This window comes from Kineosporia babensis, assembly GCF_021129305.1.
Lineage (GTDB): Bacteria > Actinomycetota > Actinomycetes > Actinomycetales > Kineosporiaceae > Kineosporia > Kineosporia babensis.
The window spans coordinates 181,826-207,317 of sequence record NZ_JAJOMB010000018.1 but is presented as its reverse complement, the minus strand read 5'-3'; the positions used below and the strand labels follow the sequence as shown (position 1 = coordinate 207,317).

24 protein-coding genes and 2 pseudogenes are annotated in these 25,492 nt (G+C 66.2%); 14 read left to right on the top strand and 12 right to left on the bottom strand.

The window, feature by feature from the left end:
• Together LR394_RS28655 and LR394_RS28650 are read left to right on the top strand one after the other, a co-directional pair.
• On the top strand, positions 1-1,177 hold a 1,177-nt coding region (locus tag LR394_RS28655; RefSeq protein ID WP_231447680.1), incomplete at its 5' end, for an ISL3 family transposase.
• Between the two features lie 366 nt (positions 1,178-1,543).
• The gene (locus LR394_RS28650; RefSeq protein ID WP_231447679.1) at positions 1,544-1,834 is read left to right on the top strand and encodes a hypothetical protein; all 291 of its coding nucleotides are present in this window, start codon (positions 1,544-1,546) and stop codon (positions 1,832-1,834) included.
• Here the strand turns inward: LR394_RS28650 and LR394_RS28645 are convergent.
• From LR394_RS28645 to LR394_RS28630, 4 genes are all read right to left on the bottom strand, one after another.
• On the bottom strand, positions 1,768-2,553 hold the full coding sequence (locus LR394_RS28645; protein ID WP_231447678.1) for a nucleotidyl transferase AbiEii/AbiGii toxin family protein: 786 nt from the start codon (positions 2,551-2,553) through the stop codon (positions 1,768-1,770). The two genes, LR394_RS28650 and LR394_RS28645, sit on opposite strands and share 67 nt — an antisense overlap.
• The gene (locus tag LR394_RS28640; RefSeq protein ID WP_231447677.1) at positions 2,546-3,202 is read right to left on the bottom strand and encodes a type IV toxin-antitoxin system AbiEi family antitoxin domain-containing protein; all 657 of its coding nucleotides are present in this window, start codon (positions 3,200-3,202) and stop codon (positions 2,546-2,548) included. The genes LR394_RS28645 and LR394_RS28640 overlap by 8 nt, the downstream gene beginning before the upstream one ends.
• A 623-nt stretch (positions 3,203-3,825) precedes the next feature.
• Positions 3,826-4,107, bottom strand: coding sequence for a hypothetical protein (locus LR394_RS28635; protein WP_231447676.1), 282 nt, complete (start codon positions 4,105-4,107; stop codon positions 3,826-3,828).
• Between the two features lie 115 nt (positions 4,108-4,222).
• On the bottom strand, positions 4,223-4,597 hold the full coding sequence (locus tag LR394_RS28630; RefSeq protein ID WP_269329953.1) for a class I SAM-dependent methyltransferase: 375 nt from the start codon (positions 4,595-4,597) through the stop codon (positions 4,223-4,225).
• 49 nt (positions 4,598-4,646) lie between these two features.
• Between LR394_RS28630 and LR394_RS28625 the strand changes: the two genes are divergently transcribed.
• Together LR394_RS28625 and LR394_RS28620 are read left to right on the top strand one after the other, a co-directional pair.
• Entirely contained in the window at positions 4,647-5,000 is a 354-nt protein-coding gene (locus LR394_RS28625) for a GMC oxidoreductase (protein WP_231447674.1), read from the top strand.
• Positions 5,001-5,205: 205 nt separating this feature from the next.
• Entirely contained in the window at positions 5,206-5,850 is a 645-nt protein-coding gene (locus LR394_RS28620; RefSeq protein ID WP_231447673.1) for a hypothetical protein, read from the top strand.
• Here the strand turns inward: LR394_RS28620 and LR394_RS43765 are convergent.
• Positions 5,838-6,559, bottom strand: a pseudogene (locus tag LR394_RS43765) (oxidoreductase); the annotation flags it as partial. The gene LR394_RS28620 and the pseudogene LR394_RS43765 sit on opposite strands and share 13 nt — an antisense overlap.
• On the bottom strand, positions 6,474-6,815 hold the full coding sequence (locus LR394_RS28610) for a hypothetical protein (RefSeq protein ID WP_231447685.1): 342 nt from the start codon (positions 6,813-6,815) through the stop codon (positions 6,474-6,476). The pseudogene LR394_RS43765 and the gene LR394_RS28610, both read right to left, overlap by 86 nt.
• Before the next feature lie 161 nt (positions 6,816-6,976).
• Here LR394_RS28610 and LR394_RS28605 point away from each other — a divergent pair, with 161 nt between their 5' ends.
• Positions 6,977-8,863, top strand: coding sequence for an eCIS core domain-containing protein (locus LR394_RS28605; protein ID WP_231447672.1), 1,887 nt, complete (start codon positions 6,977-6,979; stop codon positions 8,861-8,863).
• A 23-nt stretch (positions 8,864-8,886) separates the two neighbouring features.
• On the opposite strand, the pseudogene LR394_RS43760 reads toward LR394_RS28605, so the two are convergent.
• A pseudogene (locus LR394_RS43760) lies at positions 8,887-9,773 on the bottom strand (IS5 family transposase).
• Between the two features lie 185 nt (positions 9,774-9,958).
• Here LR394_RS43760 and LR394_RS28590 point away from each other — a divergent pair.
• From LR394_RS28590 to manD, 5 genes are all read left to right on the top strand, one after another.
• Positions 9,959-10,696: a FadR/GntR family transcriptional regulator gene (locus LR394_RS28590; RefSeq protein WP_231447670.1), complete on the top strand. Its 738-nt coding sequence runs from the start codon at positions 9,959-9,961 to the stop codon at positions 10,694-10,696.
• A 106-nt stretch (positions 10,697-10,802) separates the two neighbouring features.
• Positions 10,803-12,089, top strand: a complete 1,287-nt coding sequence (locus LR394_RS28585) for an ABC transporter substrate-binding protein (RefSeq protein ID WP_269329923.1) — start codon at positions 10,803-10,805, stop codon at positions 12,087-12,089.
• Entirely contained in the window at positions 12,089-12,976 is an 888-nt protein-coding gene (locus LR394_RS28580; RefSeq protein WP_231447668.1) for a carbohydrate ABC transporter permease, read from the top strand. The genes LR394_RS28585 and LR394_RS28580 overlap by 1 nt, the downstream gene beginning before the upstream one ends.
• Complete coding sequence (locus LR394_RS28575; RefSeq protein ID WP_231447667.1) at positions 12,973-13,785, top strand: carbohydrate ABC transporter permease; 813 nt, start codon at positions 12,973-12,975, stop codon at positions 13,783-13,785. Before LR394_RS28580 ends, LR394_RS28575 begins: the two co-directional genes overlap by 4 nt.
• Before the next feature lie 15 nt (positions 13,786-13,800).
• Positions 13,801-15,027 carry a D-mannonate dehydratase ManD gene (gene manD / locus LR394_RS28570; RefSeq protein WP_231447666.1) on the top strand — a complete coding sequence of 409 codons (1,227 nt, stop codon included), beginning with the start codon at positions 13,801-13,803 and terminating at the stop codon, positions 15,025-15,027.
• Between the two features lie 80 nt (positions 15,028-15,107).
• Here the strand turns inward: manD and LR394_RS28565 are convergent, their stop codons facing one another.
• Entirely contained in the window at positions 15,108-15,335 is a 228-nt protein-coding gene (locus LR394_RS28565; RefSeq protein ID WP_231447665.1) for a hypothetical protein, read from the bottom strand.
• A gap of 310 nt (positions 15,336-15,645) precedes the next feature.
• On the opposite strand from LR394_RS28565, the gene LR394_RS28560 reads away from it, so the two are divergent.
• From LR394_RS28560 to LR394_RS28550, 3 genes are read left to right on the top strand one after another with little or no spacing between them, the layout of a single operon-like run.
• Positions 15,646-16,197, top strand: coding sequence for an RNA polymerase sigma factor (locus tag LR394_RS28560; RefSeq protein ID WP_231447664.1), 552 nt, complete (start codon positions 15,646-15,648; stop codon positions 16,195-16,197).
• Positions 16,197-16,970 (top strand): hypothetical protein, encoded by a 774-nt coding sequence (locus LR394_RS28555; protein WP_231447663.1) that lies wholly within the window; start codon positions 16,197-16,199, stop codon positions 16,968-16,970. Before LR394_RS28560 ends, LR394_RS28555 begins: the two co-directional genes overlap by 1 nt.
• Complete coding sequence (locus tag LR394_RS28550; RefSeq protein ID WP_231447662.1) at positions 16,967-18,736, top strand: alpha/beta hydrolase family protein; 1,770 nt, start codon at positions 16,967-16,969, stop codon at positions 18,734-18,736. Before LR394_RS28555 ends, LR394_RS28550 begins: the two co-directional genes overlap by 4 nt.
• 182 nt (positions 18,737-18,918) lie before the next feature.
• On the opposite strand, the gene LR394_RS28545 is transcribed toward LR394_RS28550, so the two are convergent.
• The 4 genes from LR394_RS28545 to LR394_RS28530 all read right to left on the bottom strand — a co-directional run bounded on the left by LR394_RS28545 (position 18,919) and on the right by LR394_RS28530 (position 24,449).
• Positions 18,919-19,743, bottom strand: a complete 825-nt coding sequence (locus LR394_RS28545; protein WP_231447661.1) for a GNAT family N-acetyltransferase — start codon at positions 19,741-19,743, stop codon at positions 18,919-18,921.
• Positions 19,744-20,158: 415 nt separating this feature from the next.
• Entirely contained in the window at positions 20,159-21,721 is a 1,563-nt protein-coding gene (locus LR394_RS28540) for an ISL3 family transposase (protein WP_231447660.1), read from the bottom strand.
• A 180-nt stretch (positions 21,722-21,901) separates the two neighbouring features.
• Positions 21,902-23,464, bottom strand: coding sequence for an ISL3 family transposase (locus LR394_RS28535; protein WP_231447659.1), 1,563 nt, complete (start codon positions 23,462-23,464; stop codon positions 21,902-21,904).
• Between the two features lie 106 nt (positions 23,465-23,570).
• Complete coding sequence (locus LR394_RS28530; RefSeq protein ID WP_231447658.1) at positions 23,571-24,449, bottom strand: type 1 glutamine amidotransferase family protein; 879 nt, start codon at positions 24,447-24,449, stop codon at positions 23,571-23,573.
• A gap of 427 nt (positions 24,450-24,876) precedes the next feature.
• On the opposite strand from LR394_RS28530, the gene LR394_RS28525 reads away from it, so the two are divergent.
• On the top strand, positions 24,877-25,380 hold the full coding sequence (locus tag LR394_RS28525) for a hypothetical protein (protein ID WP_231447657.1): 504 nt from the start codon (positions 24,877-24,879) through the stop codon (positions 25,378-25,380).
• The last annotated feature ends 112 nt before the right edge of the window (positions 25,381-25,492 follow it).

Below are 25,492 nucleotides of genomic sequence, written 5' to 3'. Positions count from 1 at the left end.
CATGCTACGACTGCTGCGGGAAGTTCCGACGCCAGCGTCTGCGCATCCCACGGTGATCGGGATTGATGACTTTGCCTTCCGTCGTGGGCACACGTACGGAACGATCATCGTCGATATGAGCACGCACCGGCCGATCGACGTTCTCTCGGATCGCACCTCAGAGACGCTTTCTGCCTGGCTGATGCAGCATCCTCAGGTCACCGTGATCTGCCGCGATCGAGCCGGCGCCTACGCAGATGCCGTCACCACCGCGTTGCCTGATGCGACGCAGGTTGCCGATCGCTGGCATCTATACAGGAATCTGGTGCAGGCAGTCGAGCGGATCGTCATCCGCTATCGAGCCTCTCTTGCTGAACCCGAGCCTGAGCCCGCATCGCACCGCCAGGCCGAGTTGCAGTCCGACCCAGCCCACGGCCCTGCACCCTCAACCGCCGGCCGCCTGGAAACGCGCCAGCGGGAACACCATAGGGTCATTCAGGACCTCGTCCAGAAGGGCTGGACGATCTCGGCGATCAGCCGTGAACTTGGTCTGGACCGCAGGACCGTACGCCGTTTCGCCCGCAACGACATCGAGAACCTCATCGGCTACCGGTCCGAACGCCGCAGCATCCTCGACGATTTCAAGCCGTACCTGAACAAGCGCTGGAACGATGGCGCCAGGACCGCGTCCGTCCTGCACCAAGAGATTGCCGCGCAGGGCTACCGAGGCAGCGTCAAGACCACACGCCGATACCTCCAGGACGCCCGGCTCACCGCGCAGACCCTGCCCGACAAACCCCGGCCGGCCAGCCCTCGCCAGGTCACTTCCTGGATCACGAGTAAACCTGAGAACCTTAAACAGGCCGAGAAGGACTATTTGCAAGGGATTTACGAGAGGAGTCCGGAACTCGATAGCACCGGCGAGTTTGTTCGCCGCTTCGCCGTCATGCTGGTCCATCGCCGCGGAGAACACCTCACCGGCTGGCTCCACGATGTCGAGCAAGACGCTGCACCTGAACTGCGAAGCTTTGCCAACGGGCTTCGCAGAGACCTCGCCGCCGTCACCGCTGGCCTGAGCCTGTCCTACAGCTCTGGGGCGGTCGAGGGAAACATCAACCGCGTGAAGATGATCAAGAGGCAGATGTACGGCCGCGCCAGCTTCGAGCTACTCCGACGGCGAATCCTTCTGCGCAACTGAGAGTGGCCCGATCACGGAATTTGGGCCAGAGTCACTTCCGTCGAGCGCCATCAACACCCCGGGATCTTCCCGACACAACGCAGCCGTGCGACGGATGGCCGAGTCCCGGATCCATTTTCAGCGATTTTCGATTCCAGTACGCGACAGGGCGCGAACAGGTCACGTGGCAGCCACGACGTCCGTCGAAGCGGTCATGCTTGGATACTTTGCATAACCACTATGGGTCCGGTCGAACGAACCGCCAATCCTGAGAATCTCCTGTATGCCCCCTGCGTGCGAACGTGAGCTCGCAAGATTCACTAGGAGTTCCCTGGTGGCTTCAGCAACGAAACTGCCTGAGCGACAGCAACTACCGAAGGTGACACGATGCGCGCAAGCATTGGCCGGGGCGCACTGGCAATCGGGGTCGGTTTGGCCTCGCTGGTCCTGGTGCCGTTGGCGCCGACCCCTGCGGCCGCCGAGGCTGTGGATGCAGAGACCGTCATCAGTGCCGAGGACTATGACCGGGCCAAGGCGAAAGCCGCGAGCACACCGGACACCTCAGCCGAGCGTCGGATCGAGACCCAGTTCATCGAGGACGCTGCTGTCGATCACGGAAACACATACACCCGCGCCGAAGTTGAGGGTGTCGATCTCGGCCCGGCGTTCAGCTTGTAGGTCTCGGCCAGTTCAACACGCTGAGTGTGAGCGAGCACGACGAGATCGACAAGGTCCTTGACTCTGCTACTTCGCTTGCCACCGGGGTATTTCGTATCGACTGTTGCACAGACCTTGTCAGCGATCTGGTCAGCCACTGGGTAGAGGCGGTAGGCGCGCGTGACAAGTGGGCGCCGGAGGTGCAGACGGTTGGCCGGCTCTACGATTTCCGGGGTACCGACCGGCGGCGGGCCGACCACCACGTCGACGGTAACTGTGTCGATGTGGGTGTCGTAGTCGGTGTCGAAGCAAGCGAAGAGATAGCGCCGCGTCGCCACCCCCGGCTGATTGTCACCGAGGCCGGTGGGGGCGGAACGTATCAGCCGGAAAGTCAGGTGATCGTCGAGGTCGACAGCGACCAATGCGAGCAACGCCCGCTCGGCGGCCGCGAGATCGGTCGCATACTGCGCGGCCAGATCCATATCCTTGGTGGTCCGTGAGCGCGGAACCCGGGCAAGCATGCTCATGCCGCCCTTGAGCAGCCATTCCGACTGCTCTCCTTCGGCGAAGACCCGTGACAGGAAGCGGTCGAAACGTGCCTGCCGAATCTGTGCGTCCACGCTGGCGGCGCTGACACGTGGCCCCGCCTCGCGGGCAGCCTTCTTCGCGGCCTCCTTGATCGCCAACTCCAGAGACCGCCAGTCCCTATAGCCGCCGGAGTCACGGCCACCTTCAGCCACGATGCCATCCTTCGGGCCATGCACCAGCGATCTCGAACAGGTCGTGAACCAGCTCTCGGGCTAGGACCTTTGGCCGCGCTGCCGCGACAGAGAGATGTTCCACCAAACGATCCGGTGCAACAAGTTTGTCGGAGCGCACCGCCTCGCGTACTGCATCGGCCACCAGCGAAAAGTCAGTGTCCAGATCGAGCAGATCAGCGATGGTCCGCTCGACAGTCAATGTTGGTAGACCATCGACCGGAATGACCTCATCGGCGGCCAAAGAACGGACGCGGAGTCGCACTCCCGCAAGTCGGGTGCCTTTGCGCCGGGGAACGATGAAGTCGAAACCGTTCGGGACGAAGTCTCCGACAGCGTGAACGACAGTTGCCGTCGTACCGGCCGCGACCACGGCAGCCACACTGGCCTCGGTTTTTGGCGCGGTGGCGCCGCCAAGGGCCAGCCAAGATGCGTAGATCGCCTCGTGCCGAGCCGTAGGCGCCCCAGCCATTCGGTAGACACCTTGGGCAACACGCTCAAGGACTCCCACCGACGCCATGCGCGAGAGCTGCTTTCGCGTCACCCCCACACTTTCCGCCTGCGCCGTGGTAACCAGCCCCCAGCGCCTCTCAGCCAGGGCCCCGAGCCGCGCAGTCGCCGACTCCGACATGGCAACTATTGTACCCACTTCGGGGAACAAATGTTGCTGTCGCACGCTCGATCGACCAGGAACCATCGTCATCAAACTGCCGCCTACGCCCGCCATGAAAACGATTATATCGTCATCCTATCGGATTTTCCGAATTCAAACAGCTGCGAGTCCTTCCCAGAAACTTCCTAATGAAGGACTCCTCCTGGCTCCCGCAGAACCCGTACCGGTGGAGGCGCGTATCGCGCTTGACGCCTGTTGACCGTGGCGCGGACTCAATCGCAGGGCTCTCGAAGAGGGTCTGCACCCACCATCGATCAGCAGTGCGGGCCTTGGCCAGGTCTCGTCACGCGATGGTCCAGCCAACGGCCACGACTCCGCCTGCGGCCATCATGGCTGTGACCACCGGAGCAGTGGCCTCCCGTACAACAGCCCGGGAACAGTCGTCGTGCTGCTGCGGATGGAAGTTTGGTATCAGGATCTCAGCTGTTCCTCGGGCGTGCGATGAGGCTCTGGCGACCTCTGTCGACGGCATGAACTGATGGGGCAGTGAAGCGACGGACGTCGCCGTTCGGATGAAGGCGGCCAACGGCGCCGATCGTGCGTCTTGGGGCCAAGCGAGCGTGATCGTGGCGTCCGGGAGGTCACTGACCGGCCGATAGGCGATTGCGGGTCGCGCGTACCGCTGGGCCACCGGTGCGTACCGGCAGCGGGCCCGGGGCCGATGGCTTCGGGATGAATTCGGTCTCGTGCGCGCCCGGGTGGCCGGTTAGGACAGCGACGTCGAGCAGGGCGGTCAGCCACAGGTCCAGGAGCTCGAATCTTCGGGCCTGGGGCAGGACCACGCCGGTCTCCCAGACCGAAGGCCGCGTCCTCAGGGAGCAGCCCAGGGCCTCGGCGACGGCGCGCAGGCGTCGTCCAGGCACAGCGACACCCGCCGACCAGTGGCATCGTGCAGGATGAGCGGGACCTTCCCGGTGCTCGCCGGCGCCCTGCATCGCGACAACCCCGGCCTGGGAAATGCCGTCGGCGATCAGGACATCAGGTTCCGGGCGTTCGAGGGTGACGCTGCGGCGCTGACCCCGCCAGCGGATCGGGCCACGATCCGCTGGCGGCGCTCGGCTGGTCCCACCAGGCGGCGGGGGCGTCCGTGGTCTCGACGGTGACCAGGATGCCATCGCACGGGGCGAACGCGGGCGCGCCGAACGGGGCATCGCCGGTGACGACCCGGACCTGGTCGTAGCCGGCGGCGGCCAGGCAGCGGCGGGCGCGGGCGGTCACGTCCCCGTCGATGTCTATGGTCACCACCAGCCCGCCCGAGCCGACCAGCCCGGCCAGGTAGGCCGCGTTCACGCCACCCGAGCAAATCCCGAGAACCCGCTGCCGGGCCGGACCGGGGCCTGCTCGAGCTGGCAGTTACCGCGCCAGCTGCGGCCTGGACCTGGTCAGCTCGCTGCTGGTCGGCATGGTCTGCCTGGTCACGCTGCTGACCCCGGAAAGCCGGGGAACCGTGCGGCTCCAGTCAGCCGACGCTGCACAGGACCCGATCGTGGACATGCGCTACCTGGACAGTGAGAACGACCGCCGGACCCTGCTCGACGGCCTGCGCGCGACGCTCACGCTGGGTGAGAGCCCGGTCTTCCGCGCGGTCACCGGCGAACCGACCCTGCCCAGCGCAACCGATGATTCGTTACTCGAAAAGGCCATACGGGCCTTGGCAATCTCGATCAACCATCCCGCGGGTGCCTGCCGTGCTGGGGTGGGCAACGACTCCGTGGTCGATCCCGGGCTGCGGGTTCACGGGATGACTGGGCTGTAGGTCGTCGACTCGTCGGTGATGCCGACGCTGCCGCGAGGGAACATTCATGCCGATCGTTAGGCCGCGCCCCGCCTCACCACCTTGCAGTCCGGTCTCGAACGTCGCACTCGCACTGCACTTCGCTCGCGCCGAGGCCTCCCATGCTGGCTGAATCCCGTTCCGTCTCGGTGAAACCGTGACTGCTGACGAGAGAGGGAGGGGCCGCGTGCTGGAGCAGTATCCGATCGTTGCCCACGGCGAACTGAACGGCCCGGTCAACGCGCAGGCTCTAGGCGGTCGGGCCCTGGTGGCCCGACTTGGCGACGGTCGGCATGTGCTGGTGGACGGACTGCCTGCGGATGCCGTCGTTCAGGCGGTGACGGAGGTCAACATGGCCAAGGGGGTTCCGTTGACGGTGATGGCCCGTCTGTCGCGGGCGATCGATCGGCGGGCCCTGATCGTGCAGGCGGACTTCACGTGCACGGTGCTGGACCCGGTGACGGTGGCCGAGGCCAGATCCGAGCCGGCGATGGCGGATCTTCCGCGGTATCTCAGCGAGCTGGTCGAACAGGCCGCCCGGAACCTTCCCCCGGAAGGCGGGGACGAAGCGTCCATTGTTGATCGGTTGCGGCAGGAGCTGGATCCGTTGAGCGGCGGTAAGGCGGTGCTGGGTCTGGACATTGACGTTGTTCGAGTCAGCAGCACCTTCACAGCCACACCCGGTGCCGCGAGCGGGACTCCGGTCAGGGGCGCAGGTGTAGGGGTGGCCGTGCGGGAGCGATCTGAGCCTACGGTGGAAGCTCTGGCGGACGATCCGGTCTGGTCGGACTTCCGCTTCACGACGAACGATTGCCCTGGTCAGGACGCCTGAGGTTTCAGGGCGGGGTAATCGGTGTAGCCCGCGTGGCCTCGACCGAAAAAGGTCTGGCGGTCAGGGGCGTTGAACGGGCCACCAGACTGCAGGCGGGCGGGCAGGTCCGGGTTGGCCAGGAACATGGCCCCGTACGAGATCAGGTCGGCGGTGCCGTCCTCGATCAAGGCCAGGGCTTGCGGGCCGGTCGGGTCAGGGTAGGTGTTCGGATTGAGGATGAGCGGGCCCGGCCACTGCGAACGCAGGACGTTCGTGAGTTCGCGCTGACCAGAGGCTTCCATGATGTGCAGGTAGGCCAGGTCCAACCCGGAAAGGCCGGCCAGGAGGGACTTGTAGAGCAGATCCTGGTCTTCTTCGGCGATATCGTGCAGGACGCTCCCGGGAGAGAGCGCAACCCCACCCTGGCGCCGCCGATCTTGGCGGTGACCGCGCGGGTCACTTCCACGGCGAAACGAATCCGGCCCTCGACGGTGCCGCCCCACTCGTCCTTACGCCGGTTGGCGTTGGAGGACAGGAACTGCTGGATCAGGTAGCCGTTGGCCCCGTGGAACTCGACTCCGTCGAATCCGGCCTCGATCGCATGAGCGGCGGACGAGACGAATTCCTCTGTCGTCCGCTCGATTTCATCTTTGGTCAGAGCGTGGGGCGTGATGAACGGCTTCGGGCCGGCATGGGTGTAGATCTGCCCCTGAGCGGCGACCGCGGACGGGCGTGACGCCGCCCGGGTGATCAATGGCGGACACGGCCGCCGCCTCGGCCTCGGCGTGGGAACCGCCGTGGTAGGCCTTGAGCGCAACCGGCCGGCGCAGCACGGTGTCCTCGGCGCTCCAGACCGTGCCCGTACCGCCGGTTCCGACGATCTGGGACAGAAGATATCGGTCCCCGATCAGGTCGCCCGGCCGATCCGGAAGGTCCGGGCCGAGCGCGGGAAGGATGTCGTCCTGGTGCGCGTCCGTGGTGATCACCTGATCGCTCTGCGTGCGTTCGTCACCGGGATTCCCAGCCCGTTCCGCCCCTGTCCTGTCGGCATGTAACCACTCTGTTCACGAGGTTTGCTGATAGCGCTTGATCCGACCGCCCGACCTGTCGATCCCTTCACCGGAACCCAGGGACGGGAGCGTGAGCGGTGAAGCAGCATCAGCGGCGGTCGGTCGCCCGCACCCCCGCGCCGGCCGCCGGGCCGGCGATGACCGCGGGGCCCTCGACCCCGATCCCCGCGATCCTGAGCGGCCCCGGGGCCAGCGCCTACTTCCGGGCTTCCGGTGACGACGGCTGGGGCGGGCGCCCGGTCTCCCCCGCGATCGAGAACACACTCATGCGCCGCCGGGGAACCGGCGCGCCGCTGCCCCCGGTCCTGGCCAGCACCCTGGAGACCGGTTTCGACGCCGACCTCTCGCAAGTGCGCGTTCACGCCGATCCGGAAGCGGCCGGCCTGGCCCGGCACTTGCAGGCCTCGGCCTTCGCCTACGGACACGATCTGTACTTCGCCAGCGGCACCTACCAACCACACACCACCGGCGGGCGCGAGCTGCTGGCTCACGAACTGGCCCATATCCTTCAACCGGGCTCGCCCTCGACCGGGCGAACGATCGTCGGTCACGCCCACGACCCCGCCGAGCGCGAAGCGGATGTGCGCGCTCAGCTCGCGCTCCGGGGGATTCCCACACGGGAGAAGCCGCCGGGGCGAGCGGGCTCCGTCATTCGGCGCAGCCCCTGGCCGCATCTGGGCCAGGTCACCGGGTTCCGGATGGGGCCGGCGACCGGTCTGCCCCGCCGGGTCTGGTCGTGGGTCGACCCGACCAGGGTGGCTCACCCCCGCGAAGTGAACGAATACGTGCAGGTGGGCGGCGGATTCATTCCACGGTACCTATCCCGGGAGGTCAACTTCGCACAGTTCATGGACTTACTGAACACCCAGCTCCATATCGGCCGATATCCTCGTTTCCAGGCCGCCAGCCGGGGACCGGGCTGGGCGGAGCGGTACGGGTTGACCGCGGCCCCTCCAGCGGGCCGAAGGGGCGTTAGTTCTGCTCAGCCGCTCACCCTGGATCAGCAACTCGTACTTAACCAGTTCTGGGGCAGCGGCTACCAGCAACGCCGGATCGCGGCCACCGTAGTGGGGCGCCAGCAGCCGCTGGTCAGCAACCACGGCCAGTCGTTCGCCGAGGAGTACGGTGCGACACTGACCATCGACGCGGCCCGGATCCCGGCGAGCATCCCGCTGCACAATCTCTTCACCCCGGACAACACCCAGCGGCAAACCATCGCCAGTTCCTACGGATACCTTGGATATTCGGCGAGCGTGGAGAGAAACCAGGAGATCAGCATCCTCTACCTGCTCGCGGACGCGCTCACCCAAGTCACCTTCCACGGCCCCGGCGGGACCGCGACCGTCCTCTCCCGGGCGCACCGGAACACAACCGACTTCCTTGAGGAGGTTCGCCGGGCCACCGGCTACGCGCCCTACCTGAGCGGTCTTCGGGGTGGGTCAACGGACTCGGGTGATTCGGCGCTCAGTGCCGGAGCTCGTGAGCGGGGGCAGCAGATTCGCGTCATGATTCGTCGGGGGTACCGGTTGGGCCTCCGCCGACGGAGACAGATTCTCCGAGACGGCTCGTCACCCACGGATCAGCAGATCATCGACTCAGTCAACCAAGACGTCGAGCTATCTCACCGGACAACGACGGATCTGCTGAGCGCCCTCCGGCGGGCCAGGGTCCGCCGGAGGGCCAGGGTCCGCGCCCTGGACCGCCTCCCCGACCGCCTGCTCGGGTCATCGGTGTTCCAGCCCATCGCCCGGCGCGTTCGGCCGATCCTGGCCGGGATCGGCCCCTCGTCCCGGCCCCTGCTCCTCGACCAACTACGCGGAGACGCCTTCTGGTTCGGCTACCTTCGAGCCGCGTTGCATCCGACGGGCAGCCTCGACGCGCTGGTGGAGGAATACCTCGACCTCAACCATCTGGCGTTTCCCGGCCTGGCCCGCGACGGAGAGTTGGAGGCATCCCACCTCTGAGAGCGTTTTGGGTAATTGATCAGCTACTCGTTGTCGAGGTCGTCGGCGAGGCGTCGGGCTGCTTCGGTCTCGATCGGACCGTGGGGATCGATGTCCTCGCCGGCCAGACGGGCTGCCATCAAACGAATCATGGCCACCTTGATCATGGATTCGGCGTGAGCGGCCTCACATTCATAGTCGCGCGCCAAGCGTCTGCACCGTCCCGGCCAGCCGAGGGTTCGTTCCGCCACCCACCGTCGGGACAGCACCTGAAACCCTTTCACGTCTGCATTACGAGGGGACAGCGACGATCTCGATCCGCTCACTCCGCTGTGCCCAGCCGATCAGGCTGGAATCGACGCTGTTGACGCATACACCGTCGGCCCAGACCAACCCGAGCAACGGAAACACGGCATGGATATTGGCCAGAACCCGCTTGGCGCCGTGCCGGTCCTGCAGCGACGCCGTGTGCACCACCGCCTTCAACAACAGCCCACAGGTGTCAATCAGCACATGTCGTTTACGTCCACGGACCCGTTTGCCCGCGTCATAGCCGATCGCCTCCCCAGCCTCGGCCGACTTCACCGACTGCGAATCCAGGACCGCCGCAGAGGGCTGGCGATCGCGTCCAACCCGCTCCCGAACCCGATCCCGCAACGTGTCATGGATTCGATCCCCAAACCCCTTGCTCAGTCCAGGTACTGAACCACCGGTAGGCCACGTTCCAGGGCGCCAGATCGTGCGGCATACGCCGCCACGAGCATCCCGACCCCAGCACATACAAGATCGAGTCCACCACCAAGCGACGCGCGTACCCCAGTGGCCGCCCACCCCGCCGCGGATCCCGAACCGGCAGCAACGGCTCGATCACCGCCCACTGCCCATCCGTCAAGGACGCGTCATACGCGGGCTTACACGAACACGCGGACATCCCGCAGATCCATACGAACATCTACCGCAATCACCGGCAGGACATGCGAAAACCACAAATATCACATATCGCTACCAACAGTTACCCAACACTCTCTCAGGCGAGATACGGCTCAGGGGCTGTCGGGCTGCGAGAATGTCGGTCACCTTCGAGGAGTATCCGGTCTGTTCCGTATCCTTCAGGGCATGTCCTCCGACGATTCCTTCCGCCCGGCCGTGCGTGGTCTCCTGACCGAACGGATCGCCCGGCAGTTGGAGAACGACATCCGCGAGGGCACCCTGGCCGCCGACACGAAGCTGCCCAGCGAACGGGAACTGGCCCAGCGCTTCGGAGCCAGCCGTAACGTGGTCCGCGAGGTGCTGCGCCGGCTCGAGGCGCAGGATCTGATCGACGTGCAGCCGGGCCGCGGGTCGTTCGTGACGGCGCGGGGCACCCGGTCCCCCTTCGGCACCGAGCGGCCCACCGTGCGGCAGCTGATCGAGGCGCGGATCCCGATCGAGGTGGAGATCGCCGGCCTGGCGGCCCAGCGCGCGGGGGCAGCGGAGATCGCGGTGATCACCCAGGCCCATCAGCGAGTGCTCGACGCCCCGGACGCAGCCGCGAAAGCCCGCGCCGACCTGACCTTTCACGAGGCCCTGGCGGCAGCCAGCGGCAACCCGGTGCTCCGGGTGATGCTGTCGTCGATCGGTGGTCCGATGTTCGAGATGATGCTGAGGTCGAACTCGGATCCGGCCATCGCCGAGCCGGGGGTGCCGCACCACGCCGAGATCCTCGACGCGATCATCCATCATGACGCCCCCAAGGCCCGCTCCCACATGCATGAGCATCTGGCGCTGGGTCTGCGCACCTACGGCGCGGACCTGGACGTGAGCCTGGACGTGATGGCCACCCGTCACCTCGACCAGTTGCTCAAGCAGGTCTGAGCGAACGTCTTGTGTGGTCGCCGGACGATTGCTACCTTCCAACTGGTCCAACTGGTAGTACCAGTTGGACCAGGAATGGCTTCTTGGTTCGATGGCGAGGACGACGATGTCTGGCACACACCTGAACAGGCGCGCGTTCGGGCGGTTACTGGCCGCCGGGGCGGGCGCGGCGGCCCTGGCTGCCTGCGGAGGCAGCAGCACACCGGGGCGGAACACGCCCCTGAGGATTTCCGCGATCAACCATGTCTGGTCTCAAGCGGTGCAGAAGCGGCTGCCGGAGTTCGAGGACTCGATCGGCCGACGGGTCAGCATGCAGCTGCTCACCGCGGACCAGCTCTCCAGCAGCTACAACGTGAAACTGAACGCGTCGGCCAACGACATCGACGTGATGATGGTCCGGGCCCTTCAGGAGCAACTGCTCTTCGCCCGCAACGGCTGGCTCACCGATCTGAGCGACCTGGTCGCTGATCAGGAGTTCGACTGGGCAGATTTCCAGGACGCGCCGCGGCAGCGCTCGATCACGCGGGACAAGGTTCTGAGCGTCCCTGTTGTCACGGAGCGCCCTGCCCTCTACTACCGCAAGGACTTGGTCGACGGTCCCCCGGCCACCCTGGACGCGCTGCGTGAGGAGGCCTTCCGGCTCACCACCGCCGACCGGTTCGGCTACGTCGGTCGAGGTCAGCGCAGCGGTGCGGTCACCCAGTGGTCGAGTTTCCTGTACTCGTTCGGCGGGGATTTCACCACCGCTGACGGCGGCTCGGGGATCGGCTCGCCCGAGGCGGTGGCCGCCTACCGGTTCTACGGCGAACTGCTCGACCGGGCCGGCCCGCCCGGCGCGACGAACATGAGCCTGGAGCAGGCCATGCCGATCTTCGCTCAGGGCAAGGCCGCCTTCTACATCGACGCGGACGCGATCTACTCCAACTTCCTCGACCCCGCCATCTCCACGGTGCAGGAGCAGGTCGGTTTCGCACCGTTCCCGGCTGGTCCGGCCGGCTCCAAGCCGCACAACATCCCCTCGTGGAGCGTCGGGATCAACCAGTTCTCGATGCTGAAAGACGAGGCCTGGCAGTTCATCCAGTGGGTTTCCGGCCCGCAGATGGTCACCGAACTGCAGGCAGCGGGCATCCCCGGCGCCCGCTCCTCGGCCTGGGAGGACCCGTCCACGCTCACCGCCTTCCCGGCCGACCTGGCCGAGGCGATGCGGATCAACGCGGAGAACGGGATCGGGCACGACCGACCGGAAGTGATCCAGGTGGGCCGGGCCCGCGACATCGTCGGGCGGCCCCTGGTGGCCGGGATCATCGGCCAGGACGTGGCGCCGGTCGCTGCCGAGGCGCACGCCGAGTTCGCCGACTTCCTGGTCCGCGACAACCGTCAGCAGGAGTTCTGATGTCCGGCTTCGACAGGTCCAACCGGCGACTGCGCTGGCTGATGCTCGCCCCGGCCCTCGGTTTCGTCGGGCTGATGATCGTCTTCCCGTTGCTGTTCACCCTCAACCTCTCGCTCACCGACGCGTTCGGCGCGGTGAACGCGGGCAAGGGCTACAACGCCGGGCAGAACTATCTCGACGCCCTCGGAGATGGAAGACGCTTCTGGCCGGCAGTGTGGCGAACCGTCTACTTCACGGTCGGTGCGGTGGTCATCGAAACCATCCTCGGTCTGGCCATCGCCATGCTGATGCGTAAGCCGTTCCGGGGAATGCGGGTGGTCCGGACCATCCTGATGGTGCCGCTGCTGGCCACTCCGGTGGCGATCGGCATCCTGTGGCTGCTGATCCTCGACCCCACCAACGGCATCGCCAACCATCTGCTCGGCTCCGTCGGCATCCCGCCGCAGGAGTTCCTGGGCTCGGTCAGCCAGTCGCTACCGGTCCTGATGCTGATCGACGTCTGGCAGTGGACCCCGATGATGGCCCTGCTGCTGCTCGCCGGACTGAGCACCCTGCCGGAAGACCCGGAAGAGGCAGCACAGGTGGACGGCGCGAACGCCTGGCAGCGGTTCCGCTACGTGATCCTGCCCGGCCTGTGGACCACGCTCATGACCGCACTGGTCCTGCGCGCGGTCGACGCACTGAAGACATTCGACATCCTGTACGCGACCAAGGGTGCCGGCGGCGGCTCCGACTTCGAGGTCGAGACCCTGAACGTGTACGCCTACGGGCTCACCTTCGACTACCAGGAGTACGGCCTGGCCGCCGCCGTGCTGGTGCTCTTCACCCTCTTCATCGTCGGGGTCGTCGTACTGCTGCGACGCCGTTCCCGGGAGGCATCCGTATGAACCGCTCGCTCTGGACCGCGCTGCGAGCGCTGGCCATCACCGTGGTCTGCCTGATCATCGCGATGCCGGTGGTCTGGATGATCGCCGCTGCGTTCAAGACCAACGTGCAGGTCACCGACCCGAGCGTGGGCCTGATCTTCTCCCCCACGCTGGAGAACTTCCGCAACGTGCTGGCTGACGGGGAAATTGCCCGCTCGCTGGGCAACTCGGCGCTGGTCGGGCTGATCTCGACCGTACTGTCAGCACTGATCGCGGTCCCGGCGGCGTGGGCGGTCGGCCGTTTCCGGATGCACTCCACCGGCTCGCTGGTACTCGTGGCGCGGATCGTTCCGGCCATCTCACTGCTGGTGCCCTGGTACTACCTGTTCGCCCAGCTCGGGCTGGTCGGCTCGTACACGGTGCTGGTGCTCAGCCACATGTTCGTCTCGGTCCCGCTGATCCTCTGGATCATGATCGGATTCTTCGAAGGGCTGCCGATCGAACTGGAGGAGGCCGGACGGGTGGACGGGCTGAGCGCGTTCGGTGCGTTCCGCCGGATCGCACTCCCGCTGGCCGCCCCCGGAACCGCCACCGCGAGCCTGCTGGCCTTCATCTTCAGCTGGAACAACTTCATGTTCGCTCTGATTCTCTCGGACGAGAACACCAAAACCATGCCGGTGACGCTGTTCAACTTCATCTCCTACGCCTCCACCGACTGGGGTGGGCTGATGGCCGCGGCCACGCTGATGACGGTGCCGGTCCTGCTCGCTGCCGTCTTCGGCCAGAAATATCTCGTCGCCGGCCTGACCGCCGGTGCCACCAAGGGCTGAAAGGGGCCTCCTCCTATGAAAATTGTTGACGCACAGGTCATCGTGACCAGTCCGGGTCGCAACTTCGTCACCCTGAAGATCACCACGGACGAGGGGTTCACCGGCCTCGGCGACGCAACCCTCAACGGACGCGAGCTGGCGGTCGTGTCCTACCTGCGCGACCACGTCGTGCCGTTGCTGATTGGCCTCGACCCGCACCGCATCGAGGACACCTGGCAGACCCTCTACCGGGGCGCCTACTGGCGTCGTGGCCCGGTCACCATGGCCGCCATTGCTGCCGTGGACGTCGCGCTCTGGGACATCAAGGCCAAGGTCTGCGGGCAGCCGCTCTACCAGCTGCTCGGCGGCGCGTCCCGTGAGCGGGTGCGCACCTACGGGCACGCGAACGGCCGCGACATCCCGGAACTGCTCGACTCGGTGCGGGCCCGGCTCGCCGAGGGGTACAAGAGCGTTCGGGTCCAGACCGGGATTCCTGGCCTGGAGACCGTTTACGGCGTCCACTCCGGTACGGCGATCGCCGAGACGGTGGACGGTCAGCGCATCGACGCGCGAGTGCGGCCCGTGGTCGAGGACTGGGACACCGGCGCCTACCTGCGCCACCTGCCCAAGGTGCTGGAGGCGGTACGACACGAGTTCGGCCCCGACCTGCCGCTACTGCACGACGCCCACCACCGGCTCACCCCGCAACAGGCCGCCCGCCTGGGCAAGACGATCGAGCCCTACGACCTGTTCTGGCTGGAGGACTGCACGCCGGCCGAGGACCAGCAGGGGCTTCGGCTGGTGCGCCAGCACACGACGGTGCCGCTGGCGATCGGCGAGGTGTTCAACACCGTCTTCGACTACCAGACGCTGATCGACGAGCGCCTCATCGACTACGTCCGCTCCGCGGTCACCCACTTCGGCGGGGTCACCCCGATGCACAAGCTCCTCACCTATGCCGCGGGCCGGCAGATCAAGAGCGCCATCCACGGCCCTGAGGACATCTCCCCCGTCGGCATGGCCGCCGCGATCCACCTTGACCTGGCCATCCACAACTTCGGCATCCAGGAGTACTCCGGGCACACCGCGCTGACCAACGAGGTCTTCCGGCACAGCTACGTTTTCGACGACGGCTACCTGCACCCGGGCTCGGCTCCCGGCCTGGGCGTGGAACTGGACGAGGAACTGGCCGCAGCGCACCCCTACCAGCAGGCTTACCTGCCGATGAACCGCCTGCACGACGGGACCCTGCACGACTGGTGAGCACCGCAGCATCGAGGGACGGGTTCGAAACTACTTCGGACCCGTCCTTTCGTTTTCGTTCGAAGACTGACGAAGGACGCCTACCGCCCGCGACCCACGTGCCAGGCCCTCAGATCGTCCAGCGCATCGAGCGAGTCCAGAGCCTCCTGAGCCAACTCCGTGCCGAGCCCAGCACGCCTCGACACGTTCGTGGTCACGGCACGCATGATGTTCCCGGATCCGAACCGCAGGATGTCCTCGTCCTGTCCCACGTGCTCGAACACCTGCACCCGCACCTCTCGACGCGAACGACGTCGCCGCAGATTCATCACGCACCCACTTCGCCCGAGAACTCGACCATGACCAGCATTCTCTACTATTTCGATAGAGGTTGCCAGAGGCCGTCCCTTCCGACACAGAATCACGCCCTTGGCCACCGCTGGACCGCACCGGATCACAGGTGGACCAAGAGCTGATCAGCCACCTGGGCTCCTCCTACGACAGCCCCACCTCAGGCCCAGCGCTGGCCACTGATGCCATGGTCAACGGCTCCCGGCGGGGCGGACCGCTCAAGATGGCTGTTCACCGCGTCCGAAATTCAGATGTGACAGAGCTACGAGTGCCGGACATCCAAGGGGCATGACGATGAACCGCGGCCGCGACAGCCCCGAGCTCAGGGAGCAACGGTTGCGAGCACTGCACGCCGACGCCTTCGACGATCTGCTTCGCTTCACCGAGCGTCGGGTACCGGCCAGCGAGGCGCCCGACGTGGTCTCAACCGTGTTCCTGACCGCCTGGCGGCGCCTGGACGACGTCCCCACCGAACCGGGTGCGGCCCGGGCCTGGCTGTTCGCGGTAGCCCGCAACACGATGGCCAACCAATCCCGGTCCTGGCTACGGCGCCGGGCCCTGGACGTACGCCTGGCCTACCACTGGAGCGAGGCCGGGCCGGACGAGGCCGGAGCAACCGCCGATCGGGTGGACCTGGCCCGGGCTTTCCGGTCGCTGAGTGCCGCCGATCGGGAGGTGCTGGCCCTGGTCGCGTTCGACGGCCTCACCGCCGATCAGGCGGCTCAGGTTCTGAACTGCCGCCGCTCCACCTTCGCCATGCGCCTGACCCGGGCCCGGCAGCGCCTGCGCACCGCCCTGGGCGACTCCGCCGTCACTTCTTCTCTGAAGGACCACATCTGATGGAGCCCGACATGCACGACCTGGAACAACTCGGCGTTCTGGACCCGGTCCGCGACCGGGTGATCGACCCGTCCGAGCGACGACGCTCCGAACTCGCCCTCGACCGGATCATCACCGGGACCGCGCGCACCAGCCGGCCGGTCACCCGCCGCCCACTGGCGATCGGGATGGCGGCGCTCGCCGTCGCCGCTGCTGGTGTCGTCGTGGTGCCGACTCTGGTGCCCAGCGCGGCGGAGAAGGCGTTCGCCGCCTGGACGCCCACACCCACCTCGGTCAGTCCGCAGGAGCTCCTGCCCGCGGCCCAGAACTGTGTCTCCGCTCATGGGGCGGCGTCGGCCACGGTGTCGGCCGGCGACATCGTGCTGGGCGAGAAGCGCGGTATTGCGGTCTCGCTGATCGTCTGGCAAGGTTCGCAGGCTCTGGAATGCATGAGCGTCGAGGACAGCAAGACCTACGCCTCCCAGGTGCTGCCCGGTACCCCCACGACTCCAGCGAACGGGCTCGTGGCGGTGGAGACCCGCAGCTCCACCGGTTCCGGAGACACCGAGTACTCCCACGTCGTGGGCTCGGTCACCGATCAGGTGACACATGTCGACCTGGTGCTCGCCGACGGCCGCACCGTGCAGGCCACCGTTGCCGACGGCTGGTGGAGTGCCTGGTGGCCCGGCCCGGAAGCCGGTGAAGCCGACACCGTGCGCGTCGTCGCACACACCTCGGACGACTCGACCGAGTACCGCATTGCCGAGCTCAGCGAACGGAACCCCGTCCGATGAAGATCCGCAAGAAACACACTGCCCTGGCCTCGGTCCTCGCGGTCGGGACAACCCTCACCGCACTGGCCCTCAGCAGCAGTGTCACCCAGGCAGCCGAGGCCCCGCGCCAGCCCGCCGCAACCACGATGGCCGACCTCGTCGCCAAGGGCCCCGAGAAGATCACCACGCAGGAGTACGACTTCGGCGACGACGCCGCGAAGCTACCTGGAGTGAAGGCCCCGGTGGAGCTGCGCGGAGTGGTCCATCGGCCGGCTCAGGCGGCCGGCCGCAAGCTCCCGTTCGTGCTGCTCCTGCACGGAATCCAGATCACCTGCTGGGAGGGGCCCGGCAAGGAGAACGCCTCCATGGACTGGCCGTGCCAGGACGGCCTGAAACCGGTACCCAGCCATCGTGGTTACGACTATCTCGCCGAGAACCTGGCCAGCCACGGCTTCGTGGTGGCCTCGATCAGCGCCAACGGCGTCTACCGGGCCGACGCCGACTTCGAGGACATGGGCATGCTCAACCGGGCCCGCCTGATCGAGCGGCACCTCGAGGAGTTCGCCAGGTGGAACACCACCGGTGCTGCGCCTTTCGGGCAGTCACTGGTCGGCGCCATCGACCCGCAGCGGGTCGGCCTGATGGGGCACTCACGCGGTGGCGGTGGCGTCGCGCGGTTCATGACCTACAAGAAGCAGAAGACCGGCTTCACGGTGAAGGCCGTACTCCCGCTGGCCGCCGCCCCGCACGGCAAGCAGGTGATCACCGACGCCGCTCTGGGCGTGGTCGAGGCAACCTGTGACGGCGACACCTACCAGCACACCGCTATCTCGCTGGTGGATCGCAGCCGCTACGCCAAGCCCGAAGACCCGAGCCCGAAGTACACTGTCGCCATCACCGGCGCCAACCACAACTTCTTCAACACCGCCTGGTCCCCCAGCGCCGACTGGATCGGCGGCTACGACGACGCCCGGCACGGCCCTCAGAACAGCATCTGCAAGGCCGGAGCCCAGGGGCGCCTGACCGAGACCCAGCAACGGCGCTACGCCACCGCCTACGTCAACTCGTTCTTCCGCCTGCACCTGGCCGGCGAACAGCGTCTGGCCCCGGTGTGGAACGGCGAGACGAAACCGGCCGGGGACGTCGTCCAGGTGACCCGGATCCCCGGCGCCCAGGACCGACTCGTCATCAATCGACTCGACTCCGCCAAGCAACTGCGCACCAACGATCTCGGCGGCGCGGTAACCCGGAAAAAGCTTTCGCAGCTGCGGATCTGCTCAAAGAAGGCGCCGCTGACCAAGGACAGCACACCGTGCCTCAGCAACACCCGCAAGGTGCCCACCAGTTCCGCTCCCCACCACATCGACGGAGACCTTCCACTGGCCAAGACCGCCTGGAAACAGGCCAACGCCTCCCTCACCAACGCCGTCCCCCGCCGCCACCGCGACTTCAGCAAGTACTCCGCCGTCCAACTCCGGGCCGCTCTGGACTTCTCCGACCAGCGCAACCCGCCGAACAAGAACGGCAAGCTCACCATCACCCTGACCGACACCCAGGGCCGCAGCAAGACCGTCACCCCCGACACCGCCGCTCTCGACTTCCCGCGCATGGTAAAGAAGGTCCCGCCCGGGCAGGAGGACCTATCCCCGCACTTCCTGCTCAACCAGGTCCGGGTCCCGCTGAGATCCTTCACCGGAGTCGATCTCAAGAACGCGCGGTCGGTACGGATCGGATTCCCATCAAAGTCAGGATCTTTCGGTTTGAGCGACCTGATGCTCAGCTGGTGATCCTGGGCCGATCCGGCTGATCGCCTCGCGTGCGGCCGGGACCCGGGCAGGGCGACCTGCACGCGGTCCCGGCCCTCGAGCTTGATCAGGATCCGGGAGACGTGGGCCTTCAGGGTGTTCTCGCTCAGGTACGGAGCAGCGGCGATCTCACCGGGCAGAACATGCCGCCGGGTTCGGCGGGATCAGGTGGTCGCGTACAGCACCTGTCGGAAGTCGGTGATGCGCTCGAACCCGAGGCGGCGGTACAGGGCGTTGCTGGTCGGGTTAGCCATGTCGGTGAACAGCACGACGCTGTCGGCCCCCTGTGCCTGCGCCTGACGCACGCTCGCGCTCACCGCCCCGGCAGCGAAACTGTTGCCGCGCAGGGGCGGTGGTGTGTAGACCGAGGTGATCCGTGAGCTCCCGCGAGCCGGCACCGTACTGCCGGCCAGGGAGACCGGCCGACCCTGGTGCTCCCAGATCGTCAGCAAGCCGGTGGCAAGGCGGGCGTCGACGGCGGCAGGCAGATCGACGATCGCGCCGGTCTCCTCGCCGAAGGCGGTGAACCAGCCGAGCAGCCGGTCCCGGTCACCGGGACCGGCGGTGCGGGCCCACCCCTCCGGGCCCGGCTCGGGACCGATGAGGGTGCCGAGGCGGTGCAGGGCTTGGTCCATGGTAGCGGCGGCGCGGGCGCCGGTGCGGGCTTCCCAGACCGCCACGAACTCCTCAACCAGCGCCCGAGGCCCCTGAACGCCCCGGGCGGAGAGCGGTTTCCGGTCGCCAGCCAGCCTCTCGGCCAGCACGCTCGCGGACCTCGGCGGCATGGACCCCAGCAGCAGCATGCCGATCGTCGAATGTAGATAGCTCCCGGCGACCGATCCGTCCGGGGCCCGCCACCAACCGCCGGTGTGAGGTGCGCTGCCGCCAGTGAGGCTCAGCAGCATCGTATTCACGGCGGGCTCGGCGGCCCAGAGCTCCCCGGCCGCACCCACCAACTCGGTCACCGGCCGTTCGGTCTGCCAGACCATCATCTTCTCCACACGATCAGGGCGAGACGTTCACGGCCACTGTAGAAGGGGAGGGCTGCCGACCGCGACGAGATTGCTCGCGTGACGCGTGCCCGTCACGGCAGTGACGACAGTGACGCAAGATATTGGCAAACCCTCTGTGGTCGTTGCTCGCGACCGTGCACAGCGATCCCTGGGCCGGGTTCATGGGCGTCGCACCCGTCCGGTACCCAGGGACAGTGGGAGATCCGGATGACGTCGAACGACGAATGGCTCGCTCGCGCGGCCGTGCGAGCGGTCTGGCTCCGAACCAACTGAACCTCGTTGGCTGCCATCGAGGCGAACCACGGCGAGCCGCCCTCATGAGCCAGGTCTCACCCGGCCCGAGGAGATTGTCGCAGCTTCCTGAAAAGTGGCTCTGGCGCACGTTTGGTGATCATGGTGCTAACAGGACCATTTTGCGGAGCAGGTCGAGGTTGGCTCGTCCGTAGAGCTTGCGCTTGATCATCTTGATGCGGGTGTTGTGACCTTCGACCGGTCCGCTGGAGTAGGGCAGAGACAGTCCTGCGCGCACGGCGTCGTAGTCGGTGAGCAGGCCACGGGCGAAGGACTTCAGTTCGGGCTGATCGGTGGCCGCGTTCACCTTCGCGAGCCAGGCGTTCAGATCGCGGTCGCCGGTGCGTCTGGTCATCATCTCGGCGAAGCCGCTGACGTGCTGGGCCAGTTGGGCCAGCGGTAGGCAGTTCTCCAAGAGATAATTCAGGACGACCTTTTCGTCGGCGCCGAGGTCTTCGGGGCGAGTGCACAGCTGCCGAGTCAGCTCGCGCACGGTCAATGGTTTGCGGGCCGGCCTGGCGGACGGTGTCTCGATGCGCCAGGGCTGGAGATACTTGCGCAGGGCACTGCCTTGCCCTCGGTAGCCTCGCGCGCGGAGCTGGCCCAGGAGAACGGTGGCATTCGTGATGCCCGAAGTCCATTGCTGGAGGAGGAACTCACGGTGCTGGTCGAGTTCTCGTCCACCGCCGGCTCGGTGACCGCGATACAGATCCTCGGGCCGGGCAGCTCGCGCGAACGCCCTGACCGTGCCCCGGGACAGGGCGGTGCGACGCATGATCTCCCGAATCGAGAGCTTCTGTTCCAGCAGGTCATGCACGACGTGCCACCGGTCGTGATGGCGCGCATCGAGACCGGTCACGGGGCCTGCTTCGACGACCTTGAGCGTTGGTGGCTCGCCGGGCCCTGTTGGGCATGCCTCGGGCTCGTCAACGCCCTGATCATTTGGAACGTGTTCTTCTGAAATGTTTTTCCAGGAACTGCGCAGCCGTTTGACTGCCTTCTCGACGTGACCGGCGAGGTTGTGCCAAAGGTGCCACCGGTCAGCCACCTGTACTGCATCGGGGATCGCATCCCGCGTGGCCTGGGCAAATGCACCAGCACGGTCGCGACAGACCACCTGAACGTCGTTGCCGTGTTCGCGTAACCAGGTGGTGAGCGTCTCAGAGTCCCGGCCGGCGAGAAGATCGAGCGGGCGACGCGTGTCGAGGTCGATCAGGACAGTGCCGTAGTTGTGCCCTCGGCGCAGCGCGAAGTCGTCTACTCCCAAGATGCGTAAACCCTTTTCGGGCAGAGCCGGGTCGGGCAGCCGTCGAACGATGCGCACCAGCGTGTCCCGCTCGACGGGCAGCCCGAGGCCGCTGGCGAGGCGGGCCCCTGCTCGGCCGGCCAGGACCAGGGCGATCTGGGCCAGCATGGTTCCGGCCAGGACGGTTCGGCGCGCGTGGCGGTGAGTCACTTCGGGGATCTGCTCGCTGAACGTGGCCTGCGGACAGGCGACGTTCTCGCAGCGGAATCGGCGCACCTGCAGCCTGATGGTCACGGTCCGGCCGGACATCGGGGCATCCATCAGTGTCCGCCGGTAACGGCCGTGGACGCGGGCTGAACTGGCTCCGCAGCGATGACAGATGGCCTCGCAAGTGCGGCTTTCGGCTTGTAGGGTCACGCTCGAGCTGGCGGAACTGGTTACAGCTAGGCGCAACTGAGTCAGGTGGGGAAGAAGTGACTCATTGAGATCACACTCTTGATCATGCTCAATACAACGCCTGAGGTCAGCGCGCCACGCTGCAAACCGTCACATAAAGTGCGCCAGATCCTGAAAAGGGCTCTGGCGCACGTTTGGTGATCATGGTGCTAGCAGGACCATTTTGCGGAGCAGGTCGAGGTTCGCGCGTCCGTAGAGCTTGCGCTTGATCATCTTGATGCGGGTGTTGTGGCCTTCGACTGGTCCGCTGGAGTAGGGCAGGGACAGTCCGGCGCGCACGGCGTCGTAGTCGGTGAGCAGGCCGCGGGCGAAGGACTTCAGCTCGGGTTGATCGGTGGTGGCGTTCACCTGCGCGAGCCAGGTGTGCAGATCGCGGTTGCCGGTTCGTCTGGTCATCATCTCGGCGAAGGCGCTGACGTGCTGGGCCAGTTGAGCCAATGGTAGGCAGTTCTCCAGGAGGTGCTTCAAGCTCATCTTTTCGTCAGCGCCGAGGTCTTCGGGGCGGGTGCACAGCTGTCGGGTCAGCTCGTGCACGGTCAAAGGTTTGCGGGCAGGCCTGGTGGATGGTGTCTCGATGCGCCAGGGCTGGAGATACTTACGCAGCGCGCTGCCTTGCCCTCGGTAGCCTCGTGCCCGCAGCAGGCGCAGGAGAACGGCGGCGTTCGTGATGCCCGAAGTCCATTGCTGGAGGAGGAACTCACGGTGCTGGTCGAGCTCTCGTCCGCGGCCGGCTCGGTGACCGCGATACAGATCCTCGGGCCGGGCAGCTCGCGCGAACGCCCTGACCGTGCCCCGGGACAGGGCGGTGCGCCGCATGATCTCCCGGAGCGGCAGCTTCTGATCGAGAAGATCGTGGACGGTGTGCCACCGTTCTTGATGGCGTGCATCGAGGCCAGTCACGGGGCCGGTTTCGACGACATTGGGCATGGTCTTCTCAGCCGGATCCGTTGGGTTGGCCTTCGGCTCCTCAGCCCCGTGCGTATGTGGAAGTTGTTCTACGGAGATGTTTTTCCAAGAACTGCGCAGCCGCTTGACCGCATTCTCGACGTGACCAGCGAGGTTATGCCAAAGGTGCCACCGGTCGGCCACCTGGACTGCGTCGGGGATTGCGTCCCGCGTGGCCTGCGCATAGGCACCGGCCCGGTCGCGGCAGACGACCTGAACGTCATTGCCGTGTTCGCGCAGCCAGGTGACGAGCGTTTCGGAGTCTCGGCCGGCGAGGAGGTCGAGGGGGCGCCGCGTGTCGAGGTCGATCAGGACGGTTCCGTAGTTGTGCCCCCGGCGCAGCGCGAAATCGTCTACTCCCAATATGTGTAAACCTTTTTCGGGCAGCTTGGGGTCGGGCAGTCGTCGAACGATGCGGACCAGAGTGTCTCGCTCGACGGGCAGCCCGAGACCGCCGGCGAGGCGGGCGCCTGCTCGACCGGCCAGGACCAGGGCGATCTGAGCCAGCATGGCTCCGGCCAGGACGGTTCGACGCGCGTGGCGGTGAGTCACCTCGGGGATCTGCTCGCTGAACGTGGCCTGCGGACAGGCAACGTTCTCACAGCGGAATCGGCGCACCTGCAGCCTGATGGTCACGGTCCGGCCGGACATCGGGGCATCCATCAGCGTCCGCCGGTAACGGCCGTGGACGCGGGCTGAACTGGCTCCGCAGCGATGACAGATGGCCTCGCAAGTGCGGCTTTCGGCTTGTAGGGTCACGCTCGAGCTGGCGGAACTGGTTACAGCTAGGCGCAACTGAGTCAGGTGGGGAAGAAGTGACTCATCAAGATCACACTCTTGATCATGATGAGCCTGACGCCCGAGGTCAGCGCGCCGCGCCGCAAACCATCACATAAAGTGCGCCAGAGCCAGTTTTGGGAGACCGTTGACAACTTGTCGCGGTGCCGTCCTCGACCATGCTGCCGACAACCTCGCCACGACTGTTCACGTCGCGCGCACTGTCTAGTTCAGCCAGCACCGAGGCCACGCCGTTCTTCCACAGCACCGGGCTGTCCTGCCACGCACCGGCCGGTGTCCCGTGGCCCACGATGTACCGGCCAGCCGCCTGATCCGCACTGGAGGCAAACTCGGGGTCAAGCCCGGCCAACGGTGCGAAGCCGGTTGTCGGCGTACCGCTCACGGCACGCCGGACGGCGCCCTCAGCAGTTTCGCGGGCCTCTCCAACCATCAGTCCTGCCGGACTGACGCCACTCAGATCGAGATCGCCAGCACCGTGGCCGAGGTCGATCGCCTGCTCCGGGTTCTCGATCGACCACAGCAGGCCGTGGCGTCGTTCCTCGATCGTCGCAGTAGCCGCAACAATTCCGGAGTCGCTGAGTCCTGCGACGACGGACTGCTGCGCCCCCTCGGGCAGCTCCAGGCGAATCGGCTCCCCGTTCTTCCACACCACCGGGCCGAGATCGTCGTATCCGAGAATCACCCCGTGCTTGTTCACCTGGCTGGCGCTCCCCCATCCGGAAGGCACGTCGAGCACGTCGACGACGCCGTTCTCCCAGCGCAGCGCGTGCTCACGACCGTCGCCTCCCATACCGCTGCCGACGGTCACCCCGTTACGCGAGTCATAGGCCCGAACGTCGTTGAAGCCGTCGGGCACCGGCAGCCAGTGCGGCGCATAGGTGCAGGCGGTGGCAGCACGGGAAAGAGAAACCTGGCCATCAGCGGCCACAGCCGGGGTGACTGCCATGGAGACAACAACCAGACTGACGCCGACAGCTGCCCTTACGACCCGGATTCGGTGCCGACGAAACGCAAAACGCATTGCTGCTCCCCAAGAATCGGTGGCGACTCGAAGCCCGGCCGGGGTCATGTCACCCTAAAGGGATTCCAGGTCCCAACTAATGCAATGCGGCTTTTGTCACATTTTGAAGCTTTTAGACCAGTGGTCGACGGAACGGGGGCCAGCAGGAACCACAGGACGCGCCGGACGCCGGTGACACGACGGCCACGCCGGCCTGGGCCGGTCTTCTTCAGCGAGACTTGACAAGGTTGTCGCTGGTGCCTCATCGGGCATCAACGGCCACCGGTAGCGGTCAGCCTGCTCACCGGCGTGATGATGGAACCCAGAGATCGTCCGGACCGGGTATCGGCACCAAGTATGAAGAAGGTGCGGGGTGGATGCTGAAATCATCGCCGTAGGGATCTCTTTGCTCGCACTCGCGATCACGGTCTGGCTGGCCTTCAAACAGCTCAGCAGTGAACGCGCAGCTCATCATTTGGGCATCGTGTCCGACCTGCTGGACGACTTCCGGTCCAGTCAGTTTCATGACGACCACCGGTTCCTGGCCGAGGAACTACCTCGAACCTACTCGCCGGAACTGGGCGTCGCCGGGCTCCCAGAAGAAGTCCGCGAGCGCTTCTACCGGGTTCTCTACTTCTACCAAAAGGTGGCTCTGCTGACGGCTCTTGGGATCCTGAGCGACCGGCGCTTCGTTCAGTTGCTGCACCAGCGGATGGCCTGGGTGTGGTCCGGGGTGAAGCCTCACGTCGAGATAGAGCGGACCAGGGACCTCAACGGCGAAAGGCTGCTCCGAGGGGTTCAGGACTTGGTCGAGTCGAGCGAAGGGCTACCGGTCGATCCTCTGGAGAGGGATCTTTTCCGTCGCCTTCGCCGATAGGGGCGGACTCAGGCGCTGCGCACCTCGTCCTCGGCGCGCTCCAGCCAGGTCAGGTACCAGCGGCCGAAACTGTCGCCCTTGGGCTGCTGTTTCAGTAGGACATCGACTCCGC

Bases quoted from the DNA above. Each gene is read 5' to 3' on its own strand.
- LR394_RS28565 (WP_231447665.1), bottom strand. From the start codon at position 15,335: ATGAATCTGCGGCGACGTCGTTCGCGTCGAGAGGTGCGGGTGCAGGTG.
- LR394_RS28560 (WP_231447664.1), top strand. From the start codon at position 15,646: ATGACGATGAACCGCGGCCGCGACAGCCCCGAGCTCAGGGAGCAACGG.
- LR394_RS28575 (WP_231447667.1), top strand. From the start codon at position 12,973: ATGAACCGCTCGCTCTGGACCGCGCTGCGAGCGCTGGCCATCACCGTG.
- LR394_RS28625 (WP_231447674.1), top strand. From the start codon at position 4,647: ATGGTCTGCCTGGTCACGCTGCTGACCCCGGAAAGCCGGGGAACCGTG.
- LR394_RS28580 (WP_231447668.1), top strand. From the start codon at position 12,089: ATGTCCGGCTTCGACAGGTCCAACCGGCGACTGCGCTGGCTGATGCTC.
- LR394_RS28555 (WP_231447663.1), top strand. From the start codon at position 16,197: ATGGAGCCCGACATGCACGACCTGGAACAACTCGGCGTTCTGGACCCG.
- manD (WP_231447666.1), top strand. From the start codon at position 13,801: ATGAAAATTGTTGACGCACAGGTCATCGTGACCAGTCCGGGTCGCAAC.
- LR394_RS28650 (WP_231447679.1), top strand. From the start codon at position 1,544: ATGCGCGCAAGCATTGGCCGGGGCGCACTGGCAATCGGGGTCGGTTTG.
- LR394_RS28590 (WP_231447670.1), top strand. From the start codon at position 9,959: ATGTCCTCCGACGATTCCTTCCGCCCGGCCGTGCGTGGTCTCCTGACC.
- LR394_RS28585 (WP_269329923.1), top strand. From the start codon at position 10,803: ATGTCTGGCACACACCTGAACAGGCGCGCGTTCGGGCGGTTACTGGCC.
- LR394_RS28545 (WP_231447661.1), bottom strand. From the start codon at position 19,743: ATGGTCTGGCAGACCGAACGGCCGGTGACCGAGTTGGTGGGTGCGGCC.
- LR394_RS28550 (WP_231447662.1), top strand. From the start codon at position 16,967: ATGAAGATCCGCAAGAAACACACTGCCCTGGCCTCGGTCCTCGCGGTC.
- LR394_RS28530 (WP_231447658.1), bottom strand. From the start codon at position 24,449: ATGGCAGTCACCCCGGCTGTGGCCGCTGATGGCCAGGTTTCTCTTTCC.
- LR394_RS28640 (WP_231447677.1), bottom strand. From the start codon at position 3,202: ATGTCGGAGTCGGCGACTGCGCGGCTCGGGGCCCTGGCTGAGAGGCGC.